The 22,547-nt window shown below is 68.6% G+C and carries 31 protein-coding genes; 27 read left to right on the top strand and 4 right to left on the bottom strand.

Translation table 11 applies throughout. From position 1 onward, the window contains the following. The first annotated feature begins 11 nt into the window (after positions 1–11). From rplN to ACFFR3_RS05955, 4 genes are read left to right on the top strand one after another with little or no spacing between them, the layout of a single operon-like run. Positions 12–383 carry a 50S ribosomal protein L14 gene (gene rplN, locus ACFFR3_RS05970; protein WP_026214151.1) on the top strand — a complete coding sequence of 124 codons (372 nt, stop codon included), beginning with the start codon at positions 12–14 and terminating at the stop codon, positions 381–383. Between the two features lie 8 nt (positions 384–391). Continuing rightward, positions 392–685: a 50S ribosomal protein L24 gene (rplX, locus tag ACFFR3_RS05965; protein WP_345409517.1), complete on the top strand. Its 294-nt coding sequence runs from the start codon at positions 392–394 to the stop codon at positions 683–685. Beyond that, positions 685–1,260 carry a 50S ribosomal protein L5 gene (rplE, locus tag ACFFR3_RS05960; protein WP_345395665.1) on the top strand — a complete coding sequence of 192 codons (576 nt, stop codon included), beginning with the start codon at positions 685–687 and terminating at the stop codon, positions 1,258–1,260. Before rplX ends, rplE begins: the two co-directional genes overlap by 1 nt. 2 nt (positions 1,261–1,262) lie before the next feature. Further along, positions 1,263–1,448: a type Z 30S ribosomal protein S14 gene (locus ACFFR3_RS05955; RefSeq protein ID WP_020542298.1), complete on the top strand. Its 186-nt coding sequence runs from the start codon at positions 1,263–1,265 to the stop codon at positions 1,446–1,448. A gap of 45 nt (positions 1,449–1,493) precedes the next feature. Here ACFFR3_RS05955 and ACFFR3_RS05950 read toward each other — a convergent pair whose 3' ends face one another. Further along, entirely contained in the window at positions 1,494–1,643 is a 150-nt protein-coding gene (locus tag ACFFR3_RS05950) for a hypothetical protein (RefSeq protein ID WP_345395668.1), read from the bottom strand. On the opposite strand from ACFFR3_RS05950, the gene rpsH reads away from it, so the two are divergent. The 19 genes from rpsH to truA all read left to right on the top strand — a co-directional run bounded on the left by rpsH (position 1,642) and on the right by truA (position 13,404). Next, a complete protein-coding gene (gene rpsH / locus ACFFR3_RS05945) occupies positions 1,642–2,040 on the top strand; it encodes a 30S ribosomal protein S8 (protein ID WP_020542297.1) in 399 nt (132 codons plus the stop codon). The genes ACFFR3_RS05950 and rpsH overlap by 2 nt on opposite strands. A gap of 16 nt (positions 2,041–2,056) precedes the next feature. Next, positions 2,057–2,599: a 50S ribosomal protein L6 gene (gene rplF / locus ACFFR3_RS05940; protein ID WP_345395672.1), complete on the top strand. Its 543-nt coding sequence runs from the start codon at positions 2,057–2,059 to the stop codon at positions 2,597–2,599. Between the two features lie 2 nt (positions 2,600–2,601). Further along, on the top strand, positions 2,602–2,985 hold the full coding sequence (gene rplR, locus ACFFR3_RS05935) for a 50S ribosomal protein L18 (protein ID WP_345395675.1): 384 nt from the start codon (positions 2,602–2,604) through the stop codon (positions 2,983–2,985). A 52-nt stretch (positions 2,986–3,037) separates the two neighbouring features. Further along, the gene (gene rpsE, locus ACFFR3_RS05930) at positions 3,038–3,667 is read left to right on the top strand and encodes a 30S ribosomal protein S5 (protein ID WP_345395678.1); all 630 of its coding nucleotides are present in this window, start codon (positions 3,038–3,040) and stop codon (positions 3,665–3,667) included. A 2-nt stretch (positions 3,668–3,669) separates the two neighbouring features. Beyond that, entirely contained in the window at positions 3,670–3,852 is a 183-nt protein-coding gene (gene rpmD, locus ACFFR3_RS05925; protein WP_080043226.1) for a 50S ribosomal protein L30, read from the top strand. A gap of 2 nt (positions 3,853–3,854) precedes the next feature. Continuing rightward, on the top strand, positions 3,855–4,310 hold the full coding sequence (gene rplO / locus ACFFR3_RS05920; protein WP_345395681.1) for a 50S ribosomal protein L15: 456 nt from the start codon (positions 3,855–3,857) through the stop codon (positions 4,308–4,310). A gap of 171 nt (positions 4,311–4,481) precedes the next feature. After that, positions 4,482–5,786 carry a preprotein translocase subunit SecY gene (secY, locus tag ACFFR3_RS05915; protein WP_364364556.1) on the top strand — a complete coding sequence of 435 codons (1,305 nt, stop codon included), beginning with the start codon at positions 4,482–4,484 and terminating at the stop codon, positions 5,784–5,786. After that, positions 5,786–6,436 carry an adenylate kinase gene (locus ACFFR3_RS05910; RefSeq protein WP_364364559.1) on the top strand — a complete coding sequence of 217 codons (651 nt, stop codon included), beginning with the start codon at positions 5,786–5,788 and terminating at the stop codon, positions 6,434–6,436. Before secY ends, ACFFR3_RS05910 begins: the two co-directional genes overlap by 1 nt. 112 nt (positions 6,437–6,548) lie before the next feature. Then, complete coding sequence (gene map / locus ACFFR3_RS05905) at positions 6,549–7,358, top strand: type I methionyl aminopeptidase (protein WP_364364562.1); 810 nt, start codon at positions 6,549–6,551, stop codon at positions 7,356–7,358. 17 nt (positions 7,359–7,375) lie between these two features. Continuing rightward, a complete protein-coding gene (locus tag ACFFR3_RS05900; RefSeq protein WP_345409518.1) occupies positions 7,376–7,807 on the top strand; it encodes a DUF1707 SHOCT-like domain-containing protein in 432 nt (143 codons plus the stop codon). A gap of 102 nt (positions 7,808–7,909) precedes the next feature. Then, a complete protein-coding gene (locus ACFFR3_RS05895) occupies positions 7,910–8,317 on the top strand; it encodes a hypothetical protein (RefSeq protein WP_364364565.1) in 408 nt (135 codons plus the stop codon). A 279-nt stretch (positions 8,318–8,596) separates the two neighbouring features. Beyond that, complete coding sequence (gene infA / locus ACFFR3_RS05890; RefSeq protein ID WP_012887858.1) at positions 8,597–8,818, top strand: translation initiation factor IF-1; 222 nt, start codon at positions 8,597–8,599, stop codon at positions 8,816–8,818. 23 nt (positions 8,819–8,841) lie between these two features. Continuing rightward, positions 8,842–8,955 (top strand): 50S ribosomal protein L36, encoded by a 114-nt coding sequence (gene rpmJ, locus ACFFR3_RS05885; RefSeq protein WP_003956441.1) that lies wholly within the window; start codon positions 8,842–8,844, stop codon positions 8,953–8,955. Positions 8,956–9,166: 211 nt separating this feature from the next. Further along, on the top strand, positions 9,167–9,547 hold the full coding sequence (gene rpsM / locus ACFFR3_RS05880) for a 30S ribosomal protein S13 (protein WP_132617274.1): 381 nt from the start codon (positions 9,167–9,169) through the stop codon (positions 9,545–9,547). A gap of 117 nt (positions 9,548–9,664) precedes the next feature. Beyond that, positions 9,665–10,069, top strand: coding sequence for a 30S ribosomal protein S11 (gene rpsK, locus ACFFR3_RS05875; RefSeq protein ID WP_020542285.1), 405 nt, complete (start codon positions 9,665–9,667; stop codon positions 10,067–10,069). Positions 10,070–10,092: 23 nt separating this feature from the next. Continuing rightward, positions 10,093–10,719 carry a 30S ribosomal protein S4 gene (gene rpsD / locus ACFFR3_RS05870; RefSeq protein WP_080043218.1) on the top strand — a complete coding sequence of 209 codons (627 nt, stop codon included), beginning with the start codon at positions 10,093–10,095 and terminating at the stop codon, positions 10,717–10,719. Between the two features lie 97 nt (positions 10,720–10,816). Continuing rightward, positions 10,817–11,833 (top strand): DNA-directed RNA polymerase subunit alpha, encoded by a 1,017-nt coding sequence (locus tag ACFFR3_RS05865; RefSeq protein ID WP_043623495.1) that lies wholly within the window; start codon positions 10,817–10,819, stop codon positions 11,831–11,833. Between the two features lie 93 nt (positions 11,834–11,926). Next, entirely contained in the window at positions 11,927–12,457 is a 531-nt protein-coding gene (rplQ, locus tag ACFFR3_RS05860) for a 50S ribosomal protein L17 (protein ID WP_345395692.1), read from the top strand. 86 nt (positions 12,458–12,543) lie between these two features. Next, a complete protein-coding gene (truA, locus tag ACFFR3_RS05855; protein WP_364364573.1) occupies positions 12,544–13,404 on the top strand; it encodes a tRNA pseudouridine(38-40) synthase TruA in 861 nt (286 codons plus the stop codon). A gap of 91 nt (positions 13,405–13,495) precedes the next feature. On the opposite strand, the gene ACFFR3_RS05850 is transcribed toward truA, so the two are convergent. After that, positions 13,496–14,410, bottom strand: a complete 915-nt coding sequence (locus ACFFR3_RS05850) for a hypothetical protein (RefSeq protein WP_379482711.1) — start codon at positions 14,408–14,410, stop codon at positions 13,496–13,498. 1,587 nt (positions 14,411–15,997) lie between these two features. On the opposite strand from ACFFR3_RS05850, the gene ACFFR3_RS05845 reads away from it, so the two are divergent. After that, complete coding sequence (locus ACFFR3_RS05845) at positions 15,998–16,222, top strand: hypothetical protein (RefSeq protein WP_364364579.1); 225 nt, start codon at positions 15,998–16,000, stop codon at positions 16,220–16,222. 1,018 nt (positions 16,223–17,240) lie between these two features. On the opposite strand, the gene ACFFR3_RS05840 is transcribed toward ACFFR3_RS05845, so the two are convergent. Together ACFFR3_RS05840 and ACFFR3_RS05835 are read right to left on the bottom strand one after the other, a co-directional pair. After that, positions 17,241–19,055, bottom strand: coding sequence for a hypothetical protein (locus tag ACFFR3_RS05840; RefSeq protein WP_379482710.1), 1,815 nt, complete (start codon positions 19,053–19,055; stop codon positions 17,241–17,243). 24 nt (positions 19,056–19,079) lie between these two features. Further along, positions 19,080–19,844 (bottom strand): CAP domain-containing protein, encoded by a 765-nt coding sequence (locus ACFFR3_RS05835; protein ID WP_364364585.1) that lies wholly within the window; start codon positions 19,842–19,844, stop codon positions 19,080–19,082. A gap of 306 nt (positions 19,845–20,150) precedes the next feature. On the opposite strand from ACFFR3_RS05835, the gene rplM reads away from it, so the two are divergent. Genes rplM through glmM form a run of 3 tightly spaced genes read left to right on the top strand, consistent with a single transcriptional unit; the run spans position 20,151 to position 22,493 of the window. After that, positions 20,151–20,594, top strand: coding sequence for a 50S ribosomal protein L13 (rplM, locus tag ACFFR3_RS05830; protein WP_345395704.1), 444 nt, complete (start codon positions 20,151–20,153; stop codon positions 20,592–20,594). A gap of 26 nt (positions 20,595–20,620) precedes the next feature. After that, a complete protein-coding gene (gene rpsI, locus ACFFR3_RS05825; protein WP_345395707.1) occupies positions 20,621–21,145 on the top strand; it encodes a 30S ribosomal protein S9 in 525 nt (174 codons plus the stop codon). 1 nt (position 21,146) lies between these two features. Beyond that, positions 21,147–22,493 carry a phosphoglucosamine mutase gene (gene glmM, locus ACFFR3_RS05820; RefSeq protein ID WP_345395710.1) on the top strand — a complete coding sequence of 449 codons (1,347 nt, stop codon included), beginning with the start codon at positions 21,147–21,149 and terminating at the stop codon, positions 22,491–22,493. The last annotated feature ends 54 nt before the right edge of the window (positions 22,494–22,547 follow it).

Genomic DNA, 22,547 nt, shown 5'->3' with positions numbered 1-22,547 from the left:
CAGGAGTAGACGTGATCCAGCAGGAGTCGCGGCTCAAGGTCGCCGACAACACGGGTGCGAAGGAGATTCTCTGCATCCGCGTTCTCGGTGGCTCGGGCCGACGCTACGCCGGTATCGGCGACGTCATCGTCGCCACAGTCAAGGACGCGCTGCCCGGCAGCACGGGCGTCAAGAAGGGCGATGTGGTCAAGGCCGTCATCGTCCGCACCGTCAAGGAGCGCCGCCGGCCCGACGGCTCCTACATCCGCTTCGACGAGAACGCCGCCGTCATCATCAAGGACAGCGGTGACCCTCGCGGCACTCGTATCTTCGGCCCGGTCGGCCGCGAGCTGCGCGACAAGAAGTTCATGCGCATCATCTCGCTCGCTCCGGAGGTGCTGTAATGCCGAAGCTGACGGTGAAGAAGGGTGACCTGGTCCAGGTCATCGCGGGCAAGGACAAGGGTGCCAAGGGTCGCGTGATCGCCGCTCTTCCGCGCGAGGACCGCGTGGTGGTCGAGGGCGTCAACCTGATCAAGAAGCACACCAAGGAGACCCACCAGGGCCCGCGCGGCGCCAAGCAGGGCGGCGTGCAGACCATGGAGGCTCCGATCCACGTGTCGAACGTGAAGAAGCTGAAGGACGAGAAGCCCGCCGACAAGAAGGCCGACGAGAAGAAGGCCGACGAGACGGGTGAGGACAGCTGATGACTGCCACGACCACCGAGACCGAGCGCCCCACGCCGCGACTCAAGACGAAGTACCGCGAGGAGATCGCGAACCAGCTTCGTGAGCAGTTCGGCATCGAGAACGTCATGGAGATCCCGGCGCTCACCAAGATCAAGGTCAACATGGGTGTCGGCGAGGCAGCTCGCGACTCCAAGCTGATCGAGGGCGCCGTCCGCGACCTCACCGCGATCACCGGCCAGAAGCCGGCGGTCGTGCGGGCCCGCAAGTCCATCGCGCAGTTCAAGCTGCGTGAGGGCATGCCGATCGGCGCGCACGTCACGCTGCGCGGCGACCGCATGTGGGAGTTCCTCGACCGCCTGCTGGCGCTGGCCCTGCCCCGCATCAGGGACTTCCGTGGCCTGTCGCCGAAGCAGTTCGACGGCAACGGCAACTACACGTTCGGCCTGACCGAGCAGGTCATGTTCCACGAGGTCGACCAGGACAAGGTGGACCGGCCGCGGGGCATGGACATCACGATCGTGACCACCGCGAAGAACGACGACCAGGGCCGGGCGCTGCTGAAGCTCCTCGGGTTCCCCTTCAAGGAGGCCTGATCATGGCGAAGAAGTCGCTGATCGCCAAGGCGGGGCGCAAGCAGAAGTTCGAGGTCCGGGCGTACACGCGGTGCTCGCGCTGCGGCCGGCCGCGCGCCGTCTACCGCAAGTTCGGGCTCTGCCGCGTGTGCTTCCGCGAGATGGCGCACCGTGGTGAGCTGCCCGGCATCACCAAGTCGAGCTGGTAGGTAACCTGAGGGGCGGCCTCGTGCCGCCCGTTCAGGCATTCATATTCAGTAGAAGAGACAGGGCGTCCCGTAAGGGGCGTCCGTGACCACGCCGTAGGTCCACCGGCAGAGCAGGGTGAGGTAGCCGAAAGGCGGACTCAGCCAGTCGAACTGCTTGGCCGACTGGAAACCGCGGCGAGGAAGGCCACTGGCCATGACGATGACCGACCCGATCGCAGACATGCTCACACGTCTGCGCAACGCGAATTCGGCGTACCACGACAGCGTGTCGATGCCGTACTCGAAGATCAAGGCGCACATCGCCGAGATCCTCCAGCAGGAGGGTTACATCCAGGCTTGGACCGTCGAGGACGCCAAGGTTGGAAAGAACCTCGTGGTGGAGCTCAAGTTCGGGCCCACCCGTGAGCGGTCGCTCGCGGGCCTGCGCCGGGTTTCCAAGCCCGGTCTGCGGGTTTATGCGAAGAAGGACAACCTGCCTCGAGTCCTGGGCGGACTGGGCGTCGCGATCATCTCGACGTCCCACGGCCTCATGACCGACAAGCAGGCCGGCAAGCGTGGTGTGGGCGGGGAAGTCCTCGCCTACGTCTGGTAGAGGGGAGGAACACAGCATGTCGCGAATCGGACGGCTGCCCATCCCTGTGCCGAATGGCGTTGACATCACGATCGACGGCCAGGACGTCCAGGTCAAGGGCCCCAAGGGCACGCTCACTCACAAGGTCGCGGAGCCCATCAAGGTGGTCCGCGACGACGACGGCGCCATCGCCGTCTCCCGGCCCAACGACGAGAACAAGGTCCGTGCGCTGCACGGCCTGTCCAGGACGCTGATCGCCAACATGGTGCAGGGCGTCACCCAGGGCTACTCCAAGAGCCTTGAGATCGTCGGCGTCGGTTACCGCGTCCAGGCCAAGGGCCCGACGCAGCTGGAGTTCTCTCTGGGCTTCAGTCACCCGGTCATCGTGGACGCCCCCGAGGGCGTCACCTTCCGCGTCGAGAAGCCGACCCTGTTCCACGTGGACGGCATCGACAAGCAGAAGGTCGGCGAGGTCGCGGCCAACATCCGCAAGTTGCGCAAGCCTGACCCGTACAAGGGCAAGGGCGTGCGTTACCAGGGCGAACAGATCCGCCGCAAGGTCGGAAAGGCTGGTAAGTAGGCATGGCTCCGAAGACTGCGTTCAGCAAGCACACGGCTGCCCGCACCGTCTCGCGGGCCCGCCGTCACCGCCGCGTCCGCAAGAACGTCGTCGGTACGGCCGAGCGTCCGCGCCTGGTCGTCAACCGCTCGACCCGTCACATGTTCGTCCAGATCGTGGACGACTCCGTCGGTCACACGCTGGTGAGCGCCTCCACCATGGACGCCTCGCTGCGCTCGCTCGAGGCCGACAAGACCGAGAAGGCCAAGAAGGTCGGCGAGCTCCTCGCTCAGCGGGCCAAGGAAGCCGGGATCACCCAGGTCGTCTTCGACCGCGGTGGCAACCGGTATGCGGGCCGGATCGCCGCGCTGGCGGACAGCGCGCGCGAGGGCGGGCTCGAATTCTGATGAGGGCCCGAGGAACGCAAATGATGACCGCAATTGAGATGAGGAACCACTGATGGCTGCAGCTCCGCGTCGCGGTGGCGGCACCGGTGGCGAGCGGCGGGACCGTCGTGACGATCGCCGCGGTGGCGCCGCCGACAAGGGCGTCTCGTACATCGAGCGCGTAGTGAAGATCAACCGAGTGGCCAAGGTCGTGAAGGGTGGTCGTCGCTTCAGCTTCACCGCCCTCGTCGTCGTCGGCGACGGCAACGGCCTGGTCGGCGTCGGCTACGGCAAGGCCAAGGAAGTGCCCGCGGCCATCGCCAAGGGCGTCGAAGAGGCCAAGAAGCACTTCTTCAAGGTGCCCCGCATCCAGGGCACCATCCCGCACACCGTGCAGGGCGAGGAGGCGGCCGGTGTCGTCTTCCTGCGTCCGGCCTCGGCCGGTACCGGCGTCATCGCCGGCGGCCCGGTGCGCGCGGTGCTGGAGTGCGCCGGCATCCACGACGTGCTGTCCAAGTCGCTCGGCTCGGACAACCCGATCAACATCGTGCACGCCACCGTGGCGGCTCTGAAGGGCCTCTCGCGCCCCGAGGAGATCGCCGCCCGCCGTGGCCTGCCGATCGAGGACGTCGCTCCTGCCTCCATGCTCAAGGCTCGCGCCGAGGGCCTGGCCGAGGCGGCGGCGGCGAAGGCGGTGAGCTAGTCATGGCACGCCTGAAGATCACTCAGGTTCGCTCGAAGATCGGTGGCAAGCAGAACCAGCGCGACTCGCTGCGTTCGCTTGGCCTGAAGCGAATCGGCGACGTCGTCGTCAAGGAGGACCGGCCCGAGATTCGCGGCATGGTCTCCGTGGTGACGCACCTCGTCGAGGTGGAAGAGGTCGACTAGTCATGACTGACAAGGCTCCGCTGAAGATTCACGACCTGCGTCCCGCCCCCGGCGCCAACAAGGCCAAGATCCGCAAGGGTCGCGGCGAGGCGTCGAAGGGCAAGACGGCCGGTCGCGGCACCAAGGGCAGCCACGCCCGCACCACGGTGCCCCTCGGCTTCGAGGGTGGCCAGGTGCCGCTGCAGAGGCGTCTGCCGAAGCTCAAGGGCTTCTCCAACGCCCTGTTCAAGACGACGTACCAGGTCGTCAACCTCGACAGGCTGGGTGAGCTGTTCCCCGAGGGTGGCGAGGTCACCGTCGAGGCGCTGGTCGCCAAGGGTGCTGTCCGCAAGAACCAGCTCGTGAAGGTGCTCGGCACCGGCGAGATCTCCGTCGCGGTGAACGTGCAGGCACACGCCTTCTCGTCCGCAGCCAAGGAGAAGATCACCGCTGCCGGTGGTTCCGTTACCGAGCTGTAAAGACGCTATGACGAGGCGTGGGGGCTTTGACAATGGGCTCCCACGCCCGTAGTGCGTTAGAGTTCGCGAGACGGCAGGCTTCTGTCCGGCTCGTTTGACAATGAGACTTCAGATGGCAGATCCCCGCACCATCGCTTACTCACACCGCCGTAAAGGCGCGCAGGAGGGACCGTGCTGACCGCGTTTACCCGGGCGTTCCGGACACCGGACCTGCGCAAGAAGTTGCTCTTCACGCTGGGCATCATCGCGCTTTTCCGTCTCGGCTCGGTTCTTCCGACTCCGGGAGTCCACGTCCAGAACCTCGCCGCCTGTTTCGATCAGGCTCGTAGTGGCGAAACCGGCAATATTTACGGGATGGTGCAGCTGTTCAGCGGCGGTGCGCTGCTGAAGCTGTCGGTGTTCGCACTGGGCATCATGCCGTACATCACCGCGAGCATCATCCTGCAGTTGCTCGTCGTCGTGATCCCGCGCCTCGAGGCGCTGAAGAAGGAAGGCCAGGCCGGCCAGACCAAGATCACGCAGTATACGCGTTATCTGACGATCGGCCTCGCGGTCCTTCAGTCGACGGCCTTCATCGCGCTCGCGCGTACCGGCCAGCTCTTCCCGAACTGCCAGCAGGACGTGCTGCTCGACCCCGACAACATCTTCGGCATCGTGACGATGGTGATCATCATGACCGCCGGTACGTCGGTCATCATGTGGCTCGGTGAGCTCATCACCGACCGGGGCGTCGGCAACGGCATGTCCATCCTGATCTTCACCCAGGTCGTCGCGGTCTTCCCGTCCGAGCTGGCCAACATCTTCCAGGCGAACAAGTTCACCTTCGCGGTCGTCATGATCGTGGGTATCTTCATGATCGCCGCGGTGGTCTTCGTCGAGCAGGCGCAGCGCCGCATCCCGGTCCAGTACGCCAAGCGCATGGTCGGCCGCAGGATGTACGGCGGCACCTCGACCTACATCCCGCTGAAGGTCAACCAGGCCGGCATCATCCCGGTCATCTTCGCCTCCTCGCTGCTCTACCTTCCGCAGCTGCTCACCTCGCTCTTCTCCACCAGCGAGAACGCGGTGATCACCTGGATCTCGCAGAACCTCGCCACCGGCGACACGCCGATCTACATGGCGACCTTCTTCCTGCTGATCATCTTCTTCACCTACTTCTACGTGTCGATTACCTTCAACCCCCCTGAAGTCGCCGACAACATGAAGAAGTACGGTGGGTTCATTCCGGGCATCCGCCCCGGCCGTCCGACGGCTGAATACCTGAACTTCGTGCTCACCCGTCTGACCGCGCCAGGCGCGCTCTATCTGGGTCTGATCTCCATGGTCCCGATCGTCGCGCTGGCCGTGGCCGGTGCGAGCCAGAACTTCCCGTTCGGAGGGACGAGCATTCTGATCATGGTTGGTGTCGGCCTGGACACGGTCAAGCAGATCGAGAGCCAGCTGCAGCAGCGTAACTACGAAGGTTTCCTGCGGTAGTGCGTCTCGTTCTGGTCGGGCCCCCCGGAGCGGGTAAGGGGACGCAGGCCCAGTACATCGCATCGAACCTGTCCATCCCGAAGATCTCGACAGGTGACATCTTCCGTGCCAACGTCTCGGGCGGCACGGACCTTGGCAAGCTGGCCAAGACGTACATGGACCGCGGCGACCTGGTGCCCGACGAGGTCACCATCGCCATGGTCCGTGACCGTCTGTCCGAAGACGACGCGCAGGACGGGTTCCTGCTCGACGGCTTCCCGAGGAACGTCGCGCAGGCGGAGATCCTGCGCGACATGCTCAAGGACTGGGGCCAGGAGCTCGATCTCGTGCTGGAGCTCGTCGTCGACGACGACGAAGTGGTGCGGCGGCTCGCCGGCCGGCGCACCTGCAGCCAGTGCGGCCGCATCTGGCACGTCGAGTTCGATGACAAGAAAGACGACAAGTGTGACGCGTGCGGGGGCGCGCTCTTCCAGCGTGACGACGACAAGGAGGAGACCGTCAGGCACCGCCTGGAGGTCTACCAGGAGCAGACGGCGCCGCTGGTCTCCTACTACGCCGATGAGGACATCCTGGTGGGCGTGGACGCCACAGGGCCGGTCGAAGAGGTCACTCAGCGGGCCATGGACGCGATCCGGCCTTTCATGGGCTGAGCGCCGAGTACGACTGATTCGCGGAGGTGGCACGGGTTCCCGTGCCACCTCGCGGCTATTGTGGGGGAATTGGGCCCCCATCGTGGCCCGTTGAGACCCAGGGGGGCAAAAGATGTTCAAACGGAACAGGCACGGCATCCAGATCAAGTCGCCGGAGCAGCTGGAGAAGATGCGGGCGGCGGGTCTCGTGGTCGGGCGTACGCTCGACCTGCTCAAGCGCTCGGTGCAGCCGGGCATGACGCCGCTCGACCTCGACGTCATCGCCGAGAAGGCGATCAGGGACGAGGGCGCGATCCCGTCGTTCAAGGGCTACCAGGGCTTCCCCGCGACGATCTGCGCGTCGGTGAACAACGAGGTCGTCCACGGCATCCCGACCGACGCCCGTAAGCTGCGCGAGGGCGACATCATCTCGATCGACTGCGGCGCCATCCTTGAGGGCTGGCACGGCGACTCGGCCGTCACGGTGCCGATCGGCGAGGTGGACCCCAAGCTGACCGAGCTGATGCGGGTGACCGAGGAGGCCATGTGGCGCGGCATCGCCGCGCTCAAGCCGGGCCGCCACCTGTCCGACATCGGCCACGAGGTCGAGCGGTACGTGAAGTCGCAGGGCCGCTACGGCATCCCCCCTGAGTACGGCGGCCACGGCATCGGCACCGAGATGCACATGGACCCGTGGATCGCCAACCACGGCAAGCCGGGCCGCGGGCCGGCGCTGGAGGAGGGCATGTGCCTGGCCATCGAGCCCATGGTCAACCTCGGCACCGAGCGGACGCGCGTACTGGCCGACGACTGGACCGTCGTCACGATCGACGGCAAGCACTCCGCACACTTCGAGCACAGCGTGGCCGTGACACATAATGGACCTTGGGTGCTCACCGCTCTAGATGGGGGCAAAGAGCGCCTCGCTCAACTGCAGATCTAGCTCCCCGGGAGTGGTGGATGGCGAACAGCCCCGAGATGCGTGCCTCCGACGCCGACCGTGACCGCGTCGCCGCCATCCTCCGCGAGCACACCGCGCAGGGCCGCATCACGATGGACGAGTTCAACGAGCGGCTGGAGCAGCTCTACAAGAGCAAGACCTACGGCGAGCTGGCCAGGCTCACCTCCGACCTGCCCGACGTCGATCTGCGTCACCTGCCGGTCAAGGCCGGTTCGTCGGTGCCCGACAAGAAGGGCATGCACAGCGGCATGGCGGCGGCCTGGAGCGCCTGGGCCGCGGCCAGCGGCATCAACTGGGTCATCTGGCTGATCGTGAGCATCACCGCGGGCGACCTGATCTATCCGTGGCCCCTGTGGGTGATGGGTCCGTGGGGTGTCATCTTGCTGGTGAGCACGGTCTTCGGCGGGAACAACCAGGCGAAGGAGTCCTAGGTTTTATGCAGTAGTGCACTGTGTGCATTCGTGCGCAGTGCGTGAAGGCGGCGATTCCTAGCGTGAGTGGTGTCGGGAAACACCACCCACTCGGAGGAATCGATGCGCAAGATCCTTGCGGCCACCGCTCTCGCCGGCTCCATGGCCATCACCGGCCTCGCCGTCGCCCCCGCCGCCCAGGCCGCCCCGGTGACCGCCGGCGCCGCCCAGGCGGGCTCGGCGGGCAACTGGGGCAAGTACTACAGCAGCAACCACAAGGCCTACACCTACGGCAAGACCTTCAAGAAGGGCGGGAAGGTCTACACCCACTGGTACGGCAAGGAGTCCACCTCGAAGTTCGGCTACGTCTGGTTCCGCTACTACTCCGGCGGCAAGTGGCACAAGTTCTACCGGCCGTGGAACGGCAAGCACCACGGCGGCTGGTCGGGCAAGGGGATCAAGCGGATCTACACGTACACCTGCTGGGGCGGCAAGTCGAAGTACTGCGGTTCGGTGCACCGCATCTACTAGGTCCGTCCAGCCTGGCCCGTCGGGGGAGCTTCCCCGGCGGGCCTCGTGTTGTGGGCGTCGCGGCTTGCGGGGTGGGGTAGACTGCTACGTGGTTGTGTCAGGACACCTGGCACGCGTTTCGCGTTTTGGGCCCAGGTGTCGTACACTCCTTAGTCGGCTCACTATGACTTATCACGCGTCGGCGGTCTTTGCCGGCCGTCGCTCTCTTCGAAGCGTGAAGGTCGCGGCTGCTTAGTGAACCGGAGCCTCAGACGACCGATCAGTGAAACGCGAGGAATTTTGGCCAAGAAAGACGGCGCCATCGAGATCGAGGGCACTGTGGTCGAATCGCTCCCGAACGCCATGTTCCGGGTGCAGCTCGACAACGGCCACAAAGTCCTTGCCCATATCAGCGGACGGATGCGGATGCACTACATCCGGATTCTTCCCGACGACCGGGTAGTCGTTGAACTGAGCCCCTACGACCTGAGTCGCGGGCGGATCGTCTACCGATACAAGTAAGACGTCTGAGGAATCAAAGGACAATGAAGGTAAAGCCGAGCGTCAAGAAGATCTGCGACAAGTGCAAGGTGATTCGCCGGCACGGTCGCGTCATGGTGATCTGCGACAACCTGCGCCACAAGCAGCGTCAGGGTTAGTCGCCGCAAGGCTTCTCCGAGTCCGCCCCGCAAGGGAGCGGGCTCGACGCATGAGAAGCCTTGAGTCAGTTAGCGCGTCGCACACCTGAGCAGGCGGCATCGCCGAACCGCTCAGGAGACCCCCGGTCGGAGGCCGGGGCCCTCACCCCGGGCATTGGGGAGGGGTAGTGCGGTGCAAGACCTCCGCCACAAAGAAGGAGAATGCCCGACCATGGCTCGCCTGGTTGGCGTCGACCTCCCCCGCGACAAGCGGCTGGAGATCGCTCTCACCTACATTTACGGAATCGGCCGCACCCGCGCCCAGGAGATCCTGCAGGCCACCGGTGTCAGCGGCGACCTGCGCGTGCACCAGCTCAGCGACACCGAGCTCGTCCCGATGCGTGACTACATCGAGGCGAACTACAAGATCGAGGGTGACCTGCGCCGCGAGGTCCAGGCCGACATCCGCCGCAAGATCGAGATCGGTTGCTACCAGGGCATCCGGCACCGCAAGGGCCTGCCCGTGCACGGTCAGCGCACGCAGACCAACGCGCGCACCCGTAAGGGCAAGAAGAAGACCGTCGCCGGCAAGAAGAAGCCCGGTAAGAAGTAGTCCCGCACGGGATGTCGCCACCCGTCCGGCCCCGGTCGCGCACGCGACCGGCGGGTGCCGGGCCGGCGACCATCACACACAGCCGCGGACCGAAGACCTCAGGAGTAATGGCAAACAATGCCTCCTAAGAGCCGCCAGGGTGCGCCGAAGAAGGTGCGCCGCAAGGAGAAGAAGAACGTCGCTCACGGGCACGCCCACATCAAGAGCACGTTCAACAACACGATCGTCTCGATCACCGACCCCAACGGGAACGTGATCTCCTGGGCCAGCGCCGGCCACGTGGGTTTCAAGGGCTCCCGTAAGTCCACCCCGTTCGCCGCACAGATGGCCGCCGAGAACGCCGCCCGCCGCGCCATGGAGCACGGTATGCGCAAGGTCGACGTCTTCGTCAAGGGTCCCGGCTCCGGCCGCGAGACCGCGATCCGCTCGCTGCAGGCCACCGGCCTCGAAGTGGGCTCGATCCAGGACGTCACCCCGGTTCCGCACAACGGTTGCCGGCCGCCGAAGCGCCGCCGCGTCTGACTTAGCCCAGGAGATACGAAGAAATGGCTCGTTACACGGGCGCCGACTGCAAGCTCTGCCGCCGCGAGAAGACCAAGCTCTTCCTCAAGGGCAGCAAGTGCGAGTCCGCCAAGTGCCCCATCGAGATCCGTCCTTACCCGCCGGGTGAGCACGGTCGCGGACGTCCCAAGGAGTCCGAGTACCAGCTTCAGCTTCGCGAGAAGCAGAAGACCCGCCGCATCTACGGCGTCCTCGAGAAGCAGTTCCACAACTACTACGAGGAGGCCGCGGGCCGCACGGGCAAGTCGGGTGAGGTGCTGCTCCAGATCCTGGAGAGCCGGCTCGACAACGTCGTCTACCGCGCCGGGTTCGCCCAGTCGCGTGACGCCGCCCGCCAGCAGGTCCGTCACGGACACTTCCTGGTCAACGGGAAGAAGGTGGACATCCCGTCCTACCGCGTCCGCGAGCACGACATCATCGAGGTCCGCGAGACCAAGCGCAACCTGATGCCGTACGAGGTGGCTCGCGCCACCGCCGGCGAGCGCACGGTTCCCGCGTGGCTCGGCGTCGTGCCCGACAAGCTGCGCGTCCTGGTGCACCAGCTTCCGGTGCGCCAGCAGATCGACACGCAGGTTCAAGAGCAGCTCATCGTCGAGTACTACTCGAAGTGAGCCTCGGCCGGGGTACGCATCGCCGTACCCCGGCTACGCTGTTCATCGGAGTGGCGTCATATAGCGGGCGTCACACGAAAAAAGGGGAGACCCGCACATGCTGATCGCTCAGCGTCCGACTCTTCTCGAAGAGTCGATCGACGAGACCCGGTCCCGGTTCGTCATCGAGCCGCTGGAGCCCGGCTTCGGCTACACCATCGGCAACTCGCTGCGCCGCACGCTGCTGTCGTCCATCCCGGGCGCGGCCGTGACGAGCATCCGCATCGAGGGCGTGCTGCACGAGTTCTCGACCGTCCCCGGGGTCAAGGAAGACGTCACCGACATCATCCTGAACCTCAAGGAACTGGTCGTCTCGTCCGAGCACGACGAGCCGGTCGTGATGTACCTGCGCAAGCAGGGCCCGGGTGAGGTCACCGCCGCCGACATCGCGCCGCCCGCCGGTGTCGAGGTGCACAACCCCGAGCTGCGCATCGCGACGCTCAACGGCAAGGCCAAGCTGGAGATGGAGCTGACCGTCGAGCGCGGTCGCGGCTACGTCTCCGCCGCCCAGAACAAGCAGCCGGGCCAGGAGATCGGTCGCATCCCGATCGACTCCATCTACTCCCCGGTGCTCAAGGTCACCTACAAGGTCGAGGCGACCCGAGTCGAGCAGCGTACCGACTTCGACCGTCTCATCCTCGACGTCGAGACCAAGCCCGCGATGAAGCCCCGCGACGCGGTGGCCTCCGCCGGTAAGACCCTCGTCGAGCTCTTCGGCCTGGCCCGCGAGCTCAACGTCGAGGCCGAGGGCATCGACATCGGCCCGTCGCCGACCGACGCCGCTCTCGCCGCCGACCTGGCGCTGCCGATCGAGGAGCTCAACCTCACGGTTCGCTCCTACAACTGCCTCAAGCGCGAGGGCATCCACACCGTGGGTGAGCTCGTCGCCCGCAGCGAGCAGGACCTGCTCGACATCCGTAACTTCGGCGCCAAGTCGATCGAAGAGGTCAAGCAGAAGCTGCACGAGATGTCGCTGGCGCTCAAGGACTCCCCGCCCGGGTTCGACCCGAGCGCGGTGGCCGGCGGCGGCTACGACGACGACGACAGCGCGTACGTCGAGACCGAGCAGTACTGATTCCCAGCTAGCGCGGGCCCCCGTCCGGGGGCCTGGCGGCCCGACCCCGGTACCTGGCACGGCCGGGGCGGGTGAACCTCAAGGAGAAATGACATGCCCAAGCCCACCAAGGGTGCACGTCTTGGCGGCAGCCCGGCGCACGAGCGGCTGATCCTGGCCAACCTGGCCACGGACCTGTTCCGCCACGGCAAGATCCGCACGACGGTCGCCAAGGCCAAGCGCCTGCGCCCGCTGGCGGAGCGCCTGATCACCAAGGCGAAGAAGGGCGACATCCACAACCGGCGTCAGGTCCTGACCGTCGTTCGGGACAAGGGCGTCGTGCACCAGCTGTTCACCGAGATCGCGCCGACGTTCGCCGAGCGTCCCGGTGGCTACACCCGCATCACCAAGATCGGTGCGCGTAAGGGCGACAACGCCCCGATGGCGGTCATCGAGCTGGTGACCGAGCCGCTGAACGGCGTCACCACCCGCCGTACCGAGGCTCCCGCCGCTGCTCCGGCTGAGGCTCCCGCCGAGGAGACCGCTGCCGAGGCTCCGGCTGCTGAGGCTCCCGCCGAGGCCGCTGAGGCCAAGGCTGAGGAGTCCGCGCCCGCCGAGGGCGAGGCGAAGAAGGACGAGGCCTGATCTTTCAGGCTGGACGGGCCCGATCCCCTTTGCGGGGGTTCGGGCCCGTTTTTTGAGTTCGGGCCCTTTTTGATGGGGGGATCATCGTGGTACGGCTTCGCCTCGATCTCGCGTACGACGGGACCGACTTCTCCGGATGGGCACGGCAGCCGGGGCTGCGTACCGTCCAGGGGGAGATCGAGCTGGCGCTCACGCGGATCCTGCGGCTTTCCTCGCCGGCCATGCTGACCGTTGCCGGGCGTACGGACGCGGGGGTGCACGCGCGGGGGCAGGTCGCGCATGTGGACGTGCATGAGGCGGCGCTGGGGGAGCTCGACGGGCGCCGGGGGCCGCTGGGCGGCGATGAGCGGCTCTCTGCGCTCGTGCGGCGGCTGGGTGGGGTCCTGGAGCCCGATGTACGGATTTATCGTGTCTCGGTGGCTCCTGAGGGCTTTGACGCACGGTTCTCGGCCATGTTCCGGCGGTATGCGTACCGGGTGGGGGATGCGCCCGGAGGCGTTGACCCGTTGCGGCGGCGTGAGGTCGTCTGGCACAACCGGCCGCTCGATCTCGGCGCGCTGAACGCCGCTGCCGCGCTGCTGCTGGGGGAGCACGACTTCGCGGCCTTCTGCAAGAAGCGCGAAGGCGCCACCACCATCCGGGAGCTGCAGCGGCTCGACTGGGTGCGCGAGGATTCCGGCGTGCTGGTCGCCACTGTGGTGGCTGATGCCTTCTGCCACTCGATGGTGCGGGCGCTGGTGGGGTCGTTGCTGGCCGTCGGGGAGGGGCGGCGTTCCGTCGAGTGGCCTGCTGAGGTGCTCACCCGGGGGGTGCGGGACTCCGGGGTGCATGTCGCGCCCGCTCACGGGCTGTGCCTTGAGGAGGTCGGGTATCCGGCCGATGAGGAGCTCGCCGGTCGGGCGGCGGCTACGCGGCGGGTTCGTACGGTGAGGGCGGACGCCGGCTGAGCGTCCTTTCGGCCTGCGCCCCTGGTGCGAGGGTGGCAGGGTCGGGGCGTACGGGGGCTGGTGCCTCTTCGTACGCCCCGATTTGCGGTTGTCAGTCCTTGGTGGCGCGGTGTTCCAGGACCTCTGAGGTCAGGTCGCGGAACTCGGCGCTCACCTGCGGGAGCGTCTTCTCGTCGGCCTTCGGGGTGTGGCCGTCGGCGTGGGTGGCGTAGCTGAAGACGATGTAGCGGCCCCAGACCAGGCCGGCCGCGTAGCCGCCGGCGATGTGCACCCGCTCGCCGCCCGACTTCTCAGGGCCGGGCAGGGGGCGGAACCAGACGTTGTTCGGCAGGTCCTTCGCCTGGTCGGCCGCGGCGGCGGCGTCCTTGTCCGGCAGGACGGCGATGCCCGTGGTGACCGCGTAGCGGCGCTTGCCGTCGACGTACGTGGCCCTCAGCACCCGGCTGCACTTGCGCTCCTTCAGCGCGTCGGCGAACGCGCCCGTCGCGGCCTTGGCGCACGTCGTCTCCATGCCGGCCTTGACCCGTGTGAACGTCGTGCCCGCCGCGCTCACCTTCTTCTTCGGGAACGCCTCCGAGAGGGACAGCTTCTGCGGGTCGGTCTGCTCCGAGTCGAGGACGGACGTGGCCGCCGGGGTCTCGGGCGGCGGGGTGGCGGCGTTGGCCGTCGCCGACGGTGGCGGCACCGACGCCGCCGTGGCGGCCGTCGTCGGGGTCGGTGAGGTCACCGTCTGGTACGCGAAGAAGCCACCCGTCGCGATGCCGGCCAGGGCCAGCGCGCCCAGGGTCACCAGCAGGGCCCGCTTGCTCTTAGGCGGTGGCGGAGGTGGTGGTGGCGTCTGGAACGGGGGTTGCTTGAAGGCGCCCGGTGGGAAGGCTGGAGCGCCCGGCCTCGTCTGGGCGGGGACGTTGAAAGCCGACGTGGGCTTCTGGCCCCAGGTGTCTCTGGAGAACGGGAGTTCGGGCAGTTTGTCACCGGTCGCGGGCGTGGGGGGCCAGACGGGCACGTCGCCTGGCTCCGGGGGGCGGGCGGGGTCATGGGGTTGATTCGGTGAGGTGGCCGTCACAGCGGCCTCGACCTCGCCACCGGGGCCGGCCGAGCCTGTGTGGCCGGTCGAACCTGTGTGGCCGGTCGAAGCTGCGTGGCCGGTTGGGTCCGTTTGGCCCGTCGAACCTGCCGGGGCGGTCGAGCCTGCCTGGCTGGCCGAACCTGCCGGGACGGTCGGGTCCGTTTCGGCGGTTGAGCTCGCCTGGGCGGCCGCTGCCGCCTTTCCTGCGGTCTGTGGCGTGGTGGGGAGCGGGGAGTCGGGGTTCTCCCGATTTGTGGGCTGCTCCGTGGTGTCGTCGGACTGCTGTGCGTTGTCCTCAGCCGGCTCTGTGCCGGCCTGAGCCGGCTTTGAGCCGTTGCCGACAGAGCCTGGGGAGCCCTGCGTCGGATGGGCGGCCGTTGGCGAGGACTCGTCGCCTTCGTGGGTGGCTGCCGTGTCCGAGTGGGTTGTGTCCCCGTGGGTCGCGTCCCCATGGGTTGCGTCGGGGTGTGGCAGGGCTGGACGGGTGGCGTTGGCGTCGGTGTGGTTCGCGTCCGGAAGGTTGGCGTCCGTGGGGCCGGTGGCCGCGACGTCGGCGTTCGCGTGGCTGGCGTCCGTGTGATCGGCGTCTCCGGGGAGGGTGCCTGGGCGCGAGGGATCCGCTTGGGCGCTGGCCGTCGGTTGCGACGTGTGCTGTCGGGTGATGTCCGGGTCTGTGTCGGCTGGCTCGGTTTCGCCCGGCTTCGTGGTGTGGACGCGGGTGGTGTCCGTGTCGGCCGGGTGGGAGGCGTTCGGGTGGGTGTCGCCTTGGTGGGCCGTTGTGGCGAGTTGGGGGAACGGCGTTTGGGCGTTGGCCGGGCGGGTGGGCGCCTCGTTTGAGGAGAGGGAGCGAGGCGTGTTGGACACGGGTGTGTCGCCAGGCTGGGCCTGCTCCTTGGCGTCCTGGCCGGCCGGGTCGGGGTGGTGCGTCGCCGGGAGGTTGAGGCCCTCCGGGTCCGTGGTGATCGCGTCCAGGTCGGTGCCGCCGGCTGGGTAGTCGGTGTCGCCGGCGCTTACCTGGTTGAGGATGAACGGGGTCGGGTTCGGGTTGAACGGGGGTGGGAGGAAGGGCTCGTCCGCGTCGGGGACGGCTTCCAGCTCGCCTGTGGCGGCGGGCCATGGGGGCATGGCGTGGGCGTCCGACACCGGGGCGGGCCAGGTCGGCATGCCCGCTGCCGCTGCGGTGAACGCCGGCGGTGGCTCCCACGGTGGCGTTGTCGATCCCGGGCCCTCCGCGGGCCAAGCGCCCTGGCCGGGGTGCCGCTGGTTGTTCGGGGGCATGGGGTGGCCTGGGTGCGGGCCGCCGTGGTGCTGGGGCTGGTGCGGGGCTCCCTGATGCGGGCCTTCGAAGTGTGGGCCCGGGTGAGGCTGGTTGGGGCCGACCTGGTTGGGGCCGACCTGGTTGGGCCCGGTCTGGTTGGGGCCGACCTGGTTGGAGCCGGTCTGGTTGGAGCCGGTCTGGTTGGGGTGGGGCTGCTGTGGCCAGGCTTCGCCGGCCTCCGGGCCGCCGAACGGCGGGGAGGCGGGGTGGGGTGGCGCTGGTGGCTGCTCGGGGTGTGGTGCGGCGAGTGGCTGGTGGGGGTGGGGCGTGGCGAACGGCGGCTGGCCTGGGTGCGGCAGGCCCGCCGGGGGGTGCGGTTGCGACACGCCGAACGGCGCCCCCGGCGGCTGCTGGCCGAACGCGTGCGGGCCCCCCTGAGGCGCGCCGAAGTGCGGGTGACCGTGGTCAGGGGCCGGAGGCCGGCCGCTTGATGGCTGGGCACCTGGTGGCTGGGCACCGGGCCCGCTCTGACCGATCGGGGTGGCGCCGGGCCCGCCCCGACCGAACGGTGGCTGGGGGCCGCCCTGTGCGAACGCACGGTCGTCGGCCTGGGGCGCGCCGAAAGGTGGGGTGGCGGGGTCGCCCTGAGGGTGGCCGAAGGCGTGCTGGTCGGCTTGAGGTGCGCCGAAGGGAGGCGTGGTGGGGGCGCCTTGTGCGAACGCGTTAGGGGCGCCCTGTGCTGGGGCGAAAGGGGGCTGGCCCTGCGGTGACCCGAAAGGCGGCTGGCCCTCGGGTGGTCCGAAAGGCGGCTGGCCTTGCGGTGGTCCGAAGGGCGGCTGGCCGTGCGGTTGGGGGGTGCTCTGTGGGCCGCTGAAGGGGGGTTGGCCGAAGCGGGGTGGGGTGGCGGGGGCGTGGGGCGTGGGCCCGAAGGGAGGCTGGGAGAGGGCCGGGTCGGAGAGCCAGTCGTAGGAAGCCGCGTCGTTGGCGGGGACTTCCCAGGGCTGGGCGTCCGGCGGGAGGTCTGCGGGCGTGTCGTCGGTGTCCTGGGCGGCGGGTGCCGGTTGGTCCCCAGAGGGTGTAGGCGCTGTGGGGGGCGCCTGACCCTGCGCGGACGTCGACGGGGGCTCCGATGCCTGCACGCGTGGCTCGGTGGCTGGAGGGCCGTCGGGCAGGGGAGGGTGGTGGTCGCCGGGGTCAGCACCGGCGGCCGGGGCTCCTGGGGAGCCCGGGGGGTAGGGGGAGGTGCCCGATGGGTGTGGGTGGGCCGACGTCCGCTCGCCGTAGGGAGTGGACGCCGGTGGAACGTCTCGCCCGTTGGTCTGGCCGAAGCTCGGCGGTGGTGTCGCTGGGGCGGCCGAACCGTCGGCCTCCCTCTGATCGTGCTCAGACCCGGGTTCCTGGCCACGCATAGCTTGGAGCCTAGCGAGCGGAGCGAGATCGTTAGGCCGGTATGGGCGTTCCCAGGAGCATCACGAGCCCCTTTGCAGCGGGTTCGCCCCAAAAGACCATTCAGCTGAGCGCGTTGCCGGTCAGAACCCGGTTGTCCAGGGCCACGTACACGGTGGCCTTGGTGATGTCGACGATGGCCTGAGAGATCCGCTTCGAGCCCTTCGAGTCGGGCTTCGTGCCGTCCTTGTTCTGGAACCACACGAGGATCGCGTAGTGGCCGTACGTCGAGATCTTGGCGCCGCCCGCGCCGGAGCCGAGCTGCTTGGTGACCTCGTCCTTGCCGGCCAGGGGCTTGACGTAGTTGCTCGTGCTGCCGGCCTTGGCGACCTTGGCCGCCTGCTTCTCGGAGCTGAGGTTGGCCACGCCGACCGTGCCGATCACCACGCCGGCCTTGTCACGGAAGCTCGCGCGGACGAACTGGGTGCACTTGGCGGACTTGAGCGCCTTCTGCAGGGAGTCGCCGAGAGCGCCGTCCGTGCACTTCTTGTCCTTGCTGGTGATCGTCATCTCGTAGCCGCGCTTCGAGACGGTGAACTTCCGCTTCTTGCCGAACAGCTCCTTCACCGAGATCGGGTCGGGGTCGGTCTTGCGGCTGGCGGCGAAGCCGTACTTGCCTGACGGGACCGAGGGCAGCGGCGCCGAGGTCTGGCGGGCCGCGGCGGGCTCGGCGGTGACCGGGTCGTCGGCGTTGTACATCAGGGCCAGGCCGCCGCCGAGCAGGCCGAGCACCACCAGGCCGCCGATGCCGGCGAGCAGCGGGCCGCGGGAGCGGCTGCCCTCGTCGTACGGGCTCCAGCCGATGCGGCTCTGGGGAGCCCTGTTCGTGAAGTCGTCCTCGGGCTTGCCCTTGCCGGTGTCGCCGCCGGTCTCGGGGTCGGCCGTGGCACCGCGATCTTTGCGGCCTCGGCGGGACTTTCCGGAAGAGGCGGACTCGTCGCCCCTGCCCTTCTTGCCGTCCTTGCCCCTGCCCTTGCCTCTGCCCTTGTCGTCCTTGTCGTCCTTGCCGTCGGCGCCCTCCGGCGGGGTGGGCGCTCCGAAGGCGGAGGTGGCGGCGCTCGCGGAGGAGCCGCCACCAGGGCCGCCACTGGGGCCGCCACCGGGACCGCCGCCAGGACCTCCATCAGGGCCGCCGCCGGGACCGTTCGGTGGGGCGGCTCGTCGGCCGGGAACGGGGTGCGCCCCGCTCGGGCCGCCGAACGGGTCCGTGCCGAAGCCGCCCTGCGGCGGACCGGCAGGCCCGCCGCCGAAACCCCCGCCCGGGCCACCGGGACCACCGGGACCGCTAGAACCACCAGGGCCAGGGCCGGCAGGGCCGGCAGGGCCGGCAGGGCCGGCGCCGTGACGGCCGCGACCGCCGGGAGCACCGCCCGGAGCGCCGCCGGGCCCACCGGCAGGGCCGTCAGGGCCGCCGAAACCAGCAGGGCCACCGAGACCAGCAGGGCCACCGAGACCAGCAGGGCCGCCGGGGCCGCCAGGGCCGTCAGGACCGCCGAAACCGGCAGGGCCGGCAAGGCCGCCGGGACCACCGGGGCCGGCAGGACCGCCAGGGCCAGCAGGCCCGCCGGGCCCGCCGTGGCGGCCGGAGCCGCTCATGAACAGGCTGCCGGGCGCGTCAGAGCCACCGCCCGGGTTGTTGGGGAAGGGCTCGTCGACCGGCCTGCCCCTGCGGGGACGGCCGCCTTCGGAGCCGCCGTCGGCTGCGAAAAAGCTGCCAGGGGCCCCGTCGGCGGGCCCGCCACCTGCGGGGCCGTTGCTCGTGAACAGGCTGCCCGCCGTCGCGTCCGCCGGTGAGCCCTCGCCCCTGGGAGTGCCTCCCATGCCGTAGGGGGCGCTGCCGGTGCCGTGCTCACGTTCCCCACTGCCGTTGGAAACCATGCGGCGACATTACCGTGATGTTCGTCATTGGGTTCCGAAGTCTTGGGTCCACCATGGGCCGCCGGGGCCCGCGGCGACGCCGACGCCGATGGCCTTCAGGCGGCAGTCGAGGATGTTCCTGCGGTGGTCAGGGCTGCCCATCCAGCCGCTCACCGCCTCCCGGGCGGTGCTGTATCCGGCGCCGATGTTCTCGGCGGCGCCCCAGCGGTATCCGGCGCGCTCCATGCGGTCCCAGGGGGAGGAGCCGTCGGGGGAGTTGTGGGCGAGCTCGCCGGCGCGGGCCATCTCCAGCGAGTGCGTACGAGCCGACCTGGTCAGCCCCGCGTCGACCCTGAGCGGCCCGCATCCGCGCTTGGCCCTGGCGGAGTTCGTCAGCGTGACGACCTCGGACGCCATGCCCGCCAGCACCCGTACGTCCTCGCGCCCGTCCTCGAACGCCGCCGACGGGTTGTCGTGGGAGTTGAACCCGGGGATCTGCCCGTCGGGGGTGCGGCGCGGCGCGTGCGTGGCGGTGGGCTCGCCCACTTCCTTCTTGATGGTGATGCCCCTGGGGATGCTCTCGACCTGCGGCTGCGCCTTCTTCTGCACGGTCGGCGCCGGGTTGGCGGTGGCCGCGGCGGGCGGCGCGGTCTCGCTGAGGTAGATGTGGCGGGCCGGCTCTTCTTCGCTGCTCAGCCGGCCGATCAGCACGCCCGTGAACAGGACCGCGAGCAGGCAGGTCAGCAGGCCCAGACGGCTCCGGCGCCGGGGGCCGCGCTGGGTGAGCCGGGTGCGAGAGATCTGCCACATACCGCCGCTAACGATAGGGATGTCGGGTCCTGGGAAAGAAGGGGTCCCAGGGAAACGAAACTAAACCGTTCTGAGGTCAGGTAGAATCGCACAGGGTTACCGGTCTTTTGACCTGCACGCCTCAGGGCGGGTAGCTTAGGTTCGTTGTGTGCATAGGTCCTGCGAGACCGATGCGCGGCGCGTCCGGCGTCATCTCCCGTGATGTGGAGACGGAAGGTCCGGGCCGTCGTGTGCCCGCACCGACCGACCAATGTAGCTGTCGCATCCGACAGCGCCGAAGACGCGAGCATAAAGAAGGCTACGACCGTGCGCACGTACTCACCGAAGCCCGCCGACGTCCAGCGTCAGTGGTACGTCATCGACGCGACCGATGTCGTGCTGGGCCGGCTGGCCAGCCACGTCGCGACCCTGCTCCGCGGCAAGCACAAGCCGATCTTCGCCAACCACGTCGACACCGGTGACTTCGTCATCGTCATCAACGCGGACAAGATCGCGCTGAGCGGCAACAAGCTTGAGCAGAAGAAGGCGTACCGCCACTCGGGCTACCCGGGCGGTCTGCGTTCCGTCACGTACGGCGAGCTCATGGAGAAGCGGCCGGAGAAGGCCGTCGAGAAGGCCGTCAAGGGCATGCTGCCGAAGAACTCCCTCGGTCGGAAGATGGCCAAGAAGCTGAAGGTCTACGCGGGTTCTGAGCACCCGCACCAGGCCCAGCAGCCGGTGCCGTTCCAGATCACCCAGATCGCCCAGTAGTAGTTCGAAAGAGTTAGAGGAGAACCGTGGCTGAGCCCACCGGTGTCGAGACGGTCGTAGAGACGGCCGAGCTGGAGGACCTCTCCGGCGAGGACTTCCCGTCCGAGTACACCACCGAGTCCGCCGCCAGCGCTGACGCTCCCGTGCGCAAGCCCGTCACCACGGGCAACTCGTACGGCACCGGCCGCCGTAAGGAGGCGATCGCCCGCGTGCGCATCGTCCCCGGCACCGGTAAGTGGACGATCAACGGTCGTTCGCTGGACGTCTACTTCCCGAACAAGGTCCACCAGCAGATCGTCAACGAGCCCTTCGTGGTGCTCGGCGCCGAGGAGGCGTTCGACGTCATCGCGCGCATCGACGGCGGCGGCGTGACCGGCCAGGCCGGCGCGCTGCGCATGGGCCTGTCCCGCGCGCTGGCGATCCTCGACGTCGACGTCAACCGCCCGCCGCTGAAGAAGGCCGGCTTCCTCACCCGTGACGCCCGCGCCACGGAGCGGAAGAAGTACGGCCTCAAGAAGGCCCGTAAGGCTCCGCAGTACAGCAAGCGCTGAGTTGGCGCGCCTCTTCGGCACCGACGGGGTACGTGGGGTCGCGGGCCGCGACCTCACGGCCGAGCTCGCCATGGATCTGTCCGTGGCGGCGGCCCATGTCCTCGGCGATGCAGGCGCGTTCGCCGCTACCGGACGCCGTCCGGTGGCGGTCGTAGGCCGGGACCCGCGTGCCTCGGGAGAGTTCCTCGAGGCCGCAGTGGTCGCCGGCCTTGCGGCGTCTGGAGTGGACGTGCTGCGCCTCGGCGTGCTGCCCACCCCTGCCGTCGCCCACCTCACCGCGGCGCTCGGCGCCGACCTCGGCGTCATGCTGTCGGCCTCGCACAATGCGGCGCCCGACAACGGCATCAAGTTCCTGGCGCGCGGCGGCTTCAAGCTGTCCGACGCGGTCGAGGACGAGATCGAGCGGCGGCTCGGCGAGGAGTGGAGCTTCCCCGTCGGGTCCGGCGTGGGGCGCGTGCGCGACGCGTACGGCGAGGCGGACCGCTACATCTCCCACGTGCTGACCACGATGAACGCCGGCCTCGACGGCCTGCACGTCGTGGTCGACTGCGCTCACGGGGCGGCCCACATGGTGGCTCCCGAGGCGCTGGTGCGCGCGGGGGCGCGGGTCGAGGCCATCGGCGCGCGGCCCGACGGCCTCAACATCAACGACGGTCATGGCTCGACCCACCTCGACAAGCTCTGCCAGGTGGTCGTCTCGCGCGGGGCCGACCTCGGCGTGGCCTACGACGGCGACGCCGACCGCTGCCTGGCGGTCGACCACACCGGCGCGATCGTCGACGGTGACCGCATCATGGCCGTGCTGGCCGCCGCGCTGCACGGCGACGGCCTGCTGGCCAAGGACACCGTGGTCGCGACCGTCATGTCCAACCTGGGCTTCAAGCTCGCGATGCGCGAGGCGGGCATCACCGTGGTGGAGACCGCGGTGGGCGACCGTTACGTGCTTGAGCGGATGAAGGCCGACGGCTACAACCTGGGCGGTGAGCAGTCGGGCCACGTCATCATGCTCGACCACGCCACCACCGGCGACGGCCTGCTCACCTCGCTGCAGTTGCTGGGCGTGGTGGCCAAGTCGGGGGTGCCGCTCAAGGAGCTGGCCTCGATCATGACGTCGCTGCCGCAGATCCTGATCAACGTCAAGGACGTCGACAAGGGCAAGGCCGCGGCTCCCGAGCTGCTCGCCGCCGTCGCCACGGCGGAGGCGGAGCTGGGTGAGACCGGGCGCGTGCTGATCAGGCCGAGCGGCACCGAGCCGATGATCCGGGTGATGGTCGAGGCGGCCAGCGAGGAGCACGCCACGATGGTGGCGAACCGCCTGGCCGACGTGGTCCGCAAGGTCTGCGTCTGAGACACGGCATCGAAAGAAGGCCCGCGGAGAGATCCCCGCGGGCCTTTTTCGTTC

Origin of the sequence: Nonomuraea salmonea, from assembly GCF_042428605.1 — a bacterium.
GTDB classification, from domain to species: Bacteria; Actinomycetota; Actinomycetes; order Streptosporangiales; family Streptosporangiaceae; genus Nonomuraea; species Nonomuraea salmonea.
Note: the sequence above shows the minus strand (reverse complement) of the source record. Positions and strands in the feature narration are given on the sequence as shown.

Bases quoted from the DNA above. Each gene is read 5' to 3' on its own strand.
- ACFFR3_RS05865 (WP_043623495.1), top strand. From the start codon at position 10,817: ATGCTGATCGCTCAGCGTCCGACTCTTCTCGAAGAGTCGATCGACGAG.
- rpsM (WP_132617274.1), top strand. From the start codon at position 9,167: ATGGCTCGCCTGGTTGGCGTCGACCTCCCCCGCGACAAGCGGCTGGAG.
- rpsH (WP_020542297.1), top strand. From the start codon at position 1,642: ATGACGATGACCGACCCGATCGCAGACATGCTCACACGTCTGCGCAAC.
- rplE (WP_345395665.1), top strand. From the start codon at position 685: ATGACTGCCACGACCACCGAGACCGAGCGCCCCACGCCGCGACTCAAG.
- rplO (WP_345395681.1), top strand. From the start codon at position 3,855: ATGACTGACAAGGCTCCGCTGAAGATTCACGACCTGCGTCCCGCCCCC.
- ACFFR3_RS05950 (WP_345395668.1), bottom strand. From the start codon at position 1,643: ATGGCCAGTGGCCTTCCTCGCCGCGGTTTCCAGTCGGCCAAGCAGTTC.
- rpsD (WP_080043218.1), top strand. From the start codon at position 10,093: ATGGCTCGTTACACGGGCGCCGACTGCAAGCTCTGCCGCCGCGAGAAG.
- rpsK (WP_020542285.1), top strand. From the start codon at position 9,665: ATGCCTCCTAAGAGCCGCCAGGGTGCGCCGAAGAAGGTGCGCCGCAAG.
- map (WP_364364562.1), top strand. From the start codon at position 6,549: ATGTTCAAACGGAACAGGCACGGCATCCAGATCAAGTCGCCGGAGCAG.
- rplQ (WP_345395692.1), top strand. From the start codon at position 11,927: ATGCCCAAGCCCACCAAGGGTGCACGTCTTGGCGGCAGCCCGGCGCAC.
- rpsE (WP_345395678.1), top strand. From the start codon at position 3,038: ATGGCTGCAGCTCCGCGTCGCGGTGGCGGCACCGGTGGCGAGCGGCGG.
- ACFFR3_RS05900 (WP_345409518.1), top strand. From the start codon at position 7,376: ATGGCGAACAGCCCCGAGATGCGTGCCTCCGACGCCGACCGTGACCGC.
- rpmD (WP_080043226.1), top strand. From the start codon at position 3,670: ATGGCACGCCTGAAGATCACTCAGGTTCGCTCGAAGATCGGTGGCAAG.
- rpmJ (WP_003956441.1), top strand. From the start codon at position 8,842: ATGAAGGTAAAGCCGAGCGTCAAGAAGATCTGCGACAAGTGCAAGGTG.
- ACFFR3_RS05955 (WP_020542298.1), top strand. From the start codon at position 1,263: ATGGCGAAGAAGTCGCTGATCGCCAAGGCGGGGCGCAAGCAGAAGTTC.
- ACFFR3_RS05840 (WP_379482710.1), bottom strand. From the start codon at position 19,055: ATGGTTTCCAACGGCAGTGGGGAACGTGAGCACGGCACCGGCAGCGCC.
- ACFFR3_RS05835 (WP_364364585.1), bottom strand. From the start codon at position 19,844: ATGTGGCAGATCTCTCGCACCCGGCTCACCCAGCGCGGCCCCCGGCGC.
- rplF (WP_345395672.1), top strand. From the start codon at position 2,057: ATGTCGCGAATCGGACGGCTGCCCATCCCTGTGCCGAATGGCGTTGAC.
- ACFFR3_RS05895 (WP_364364565.1), top strand. From the start codon at position 7,910: ATGCGCAAGATCCTTGCGGCCACCGCTCTCGCCGGCTCCATGGCCATC.
- rplR (WP_345395675.1), top strand. From the start codon at position 2,602: ATGGCTCCGAAGACTGCGTTCAGCAAGCACACGGCTGCCCGCACCGTC.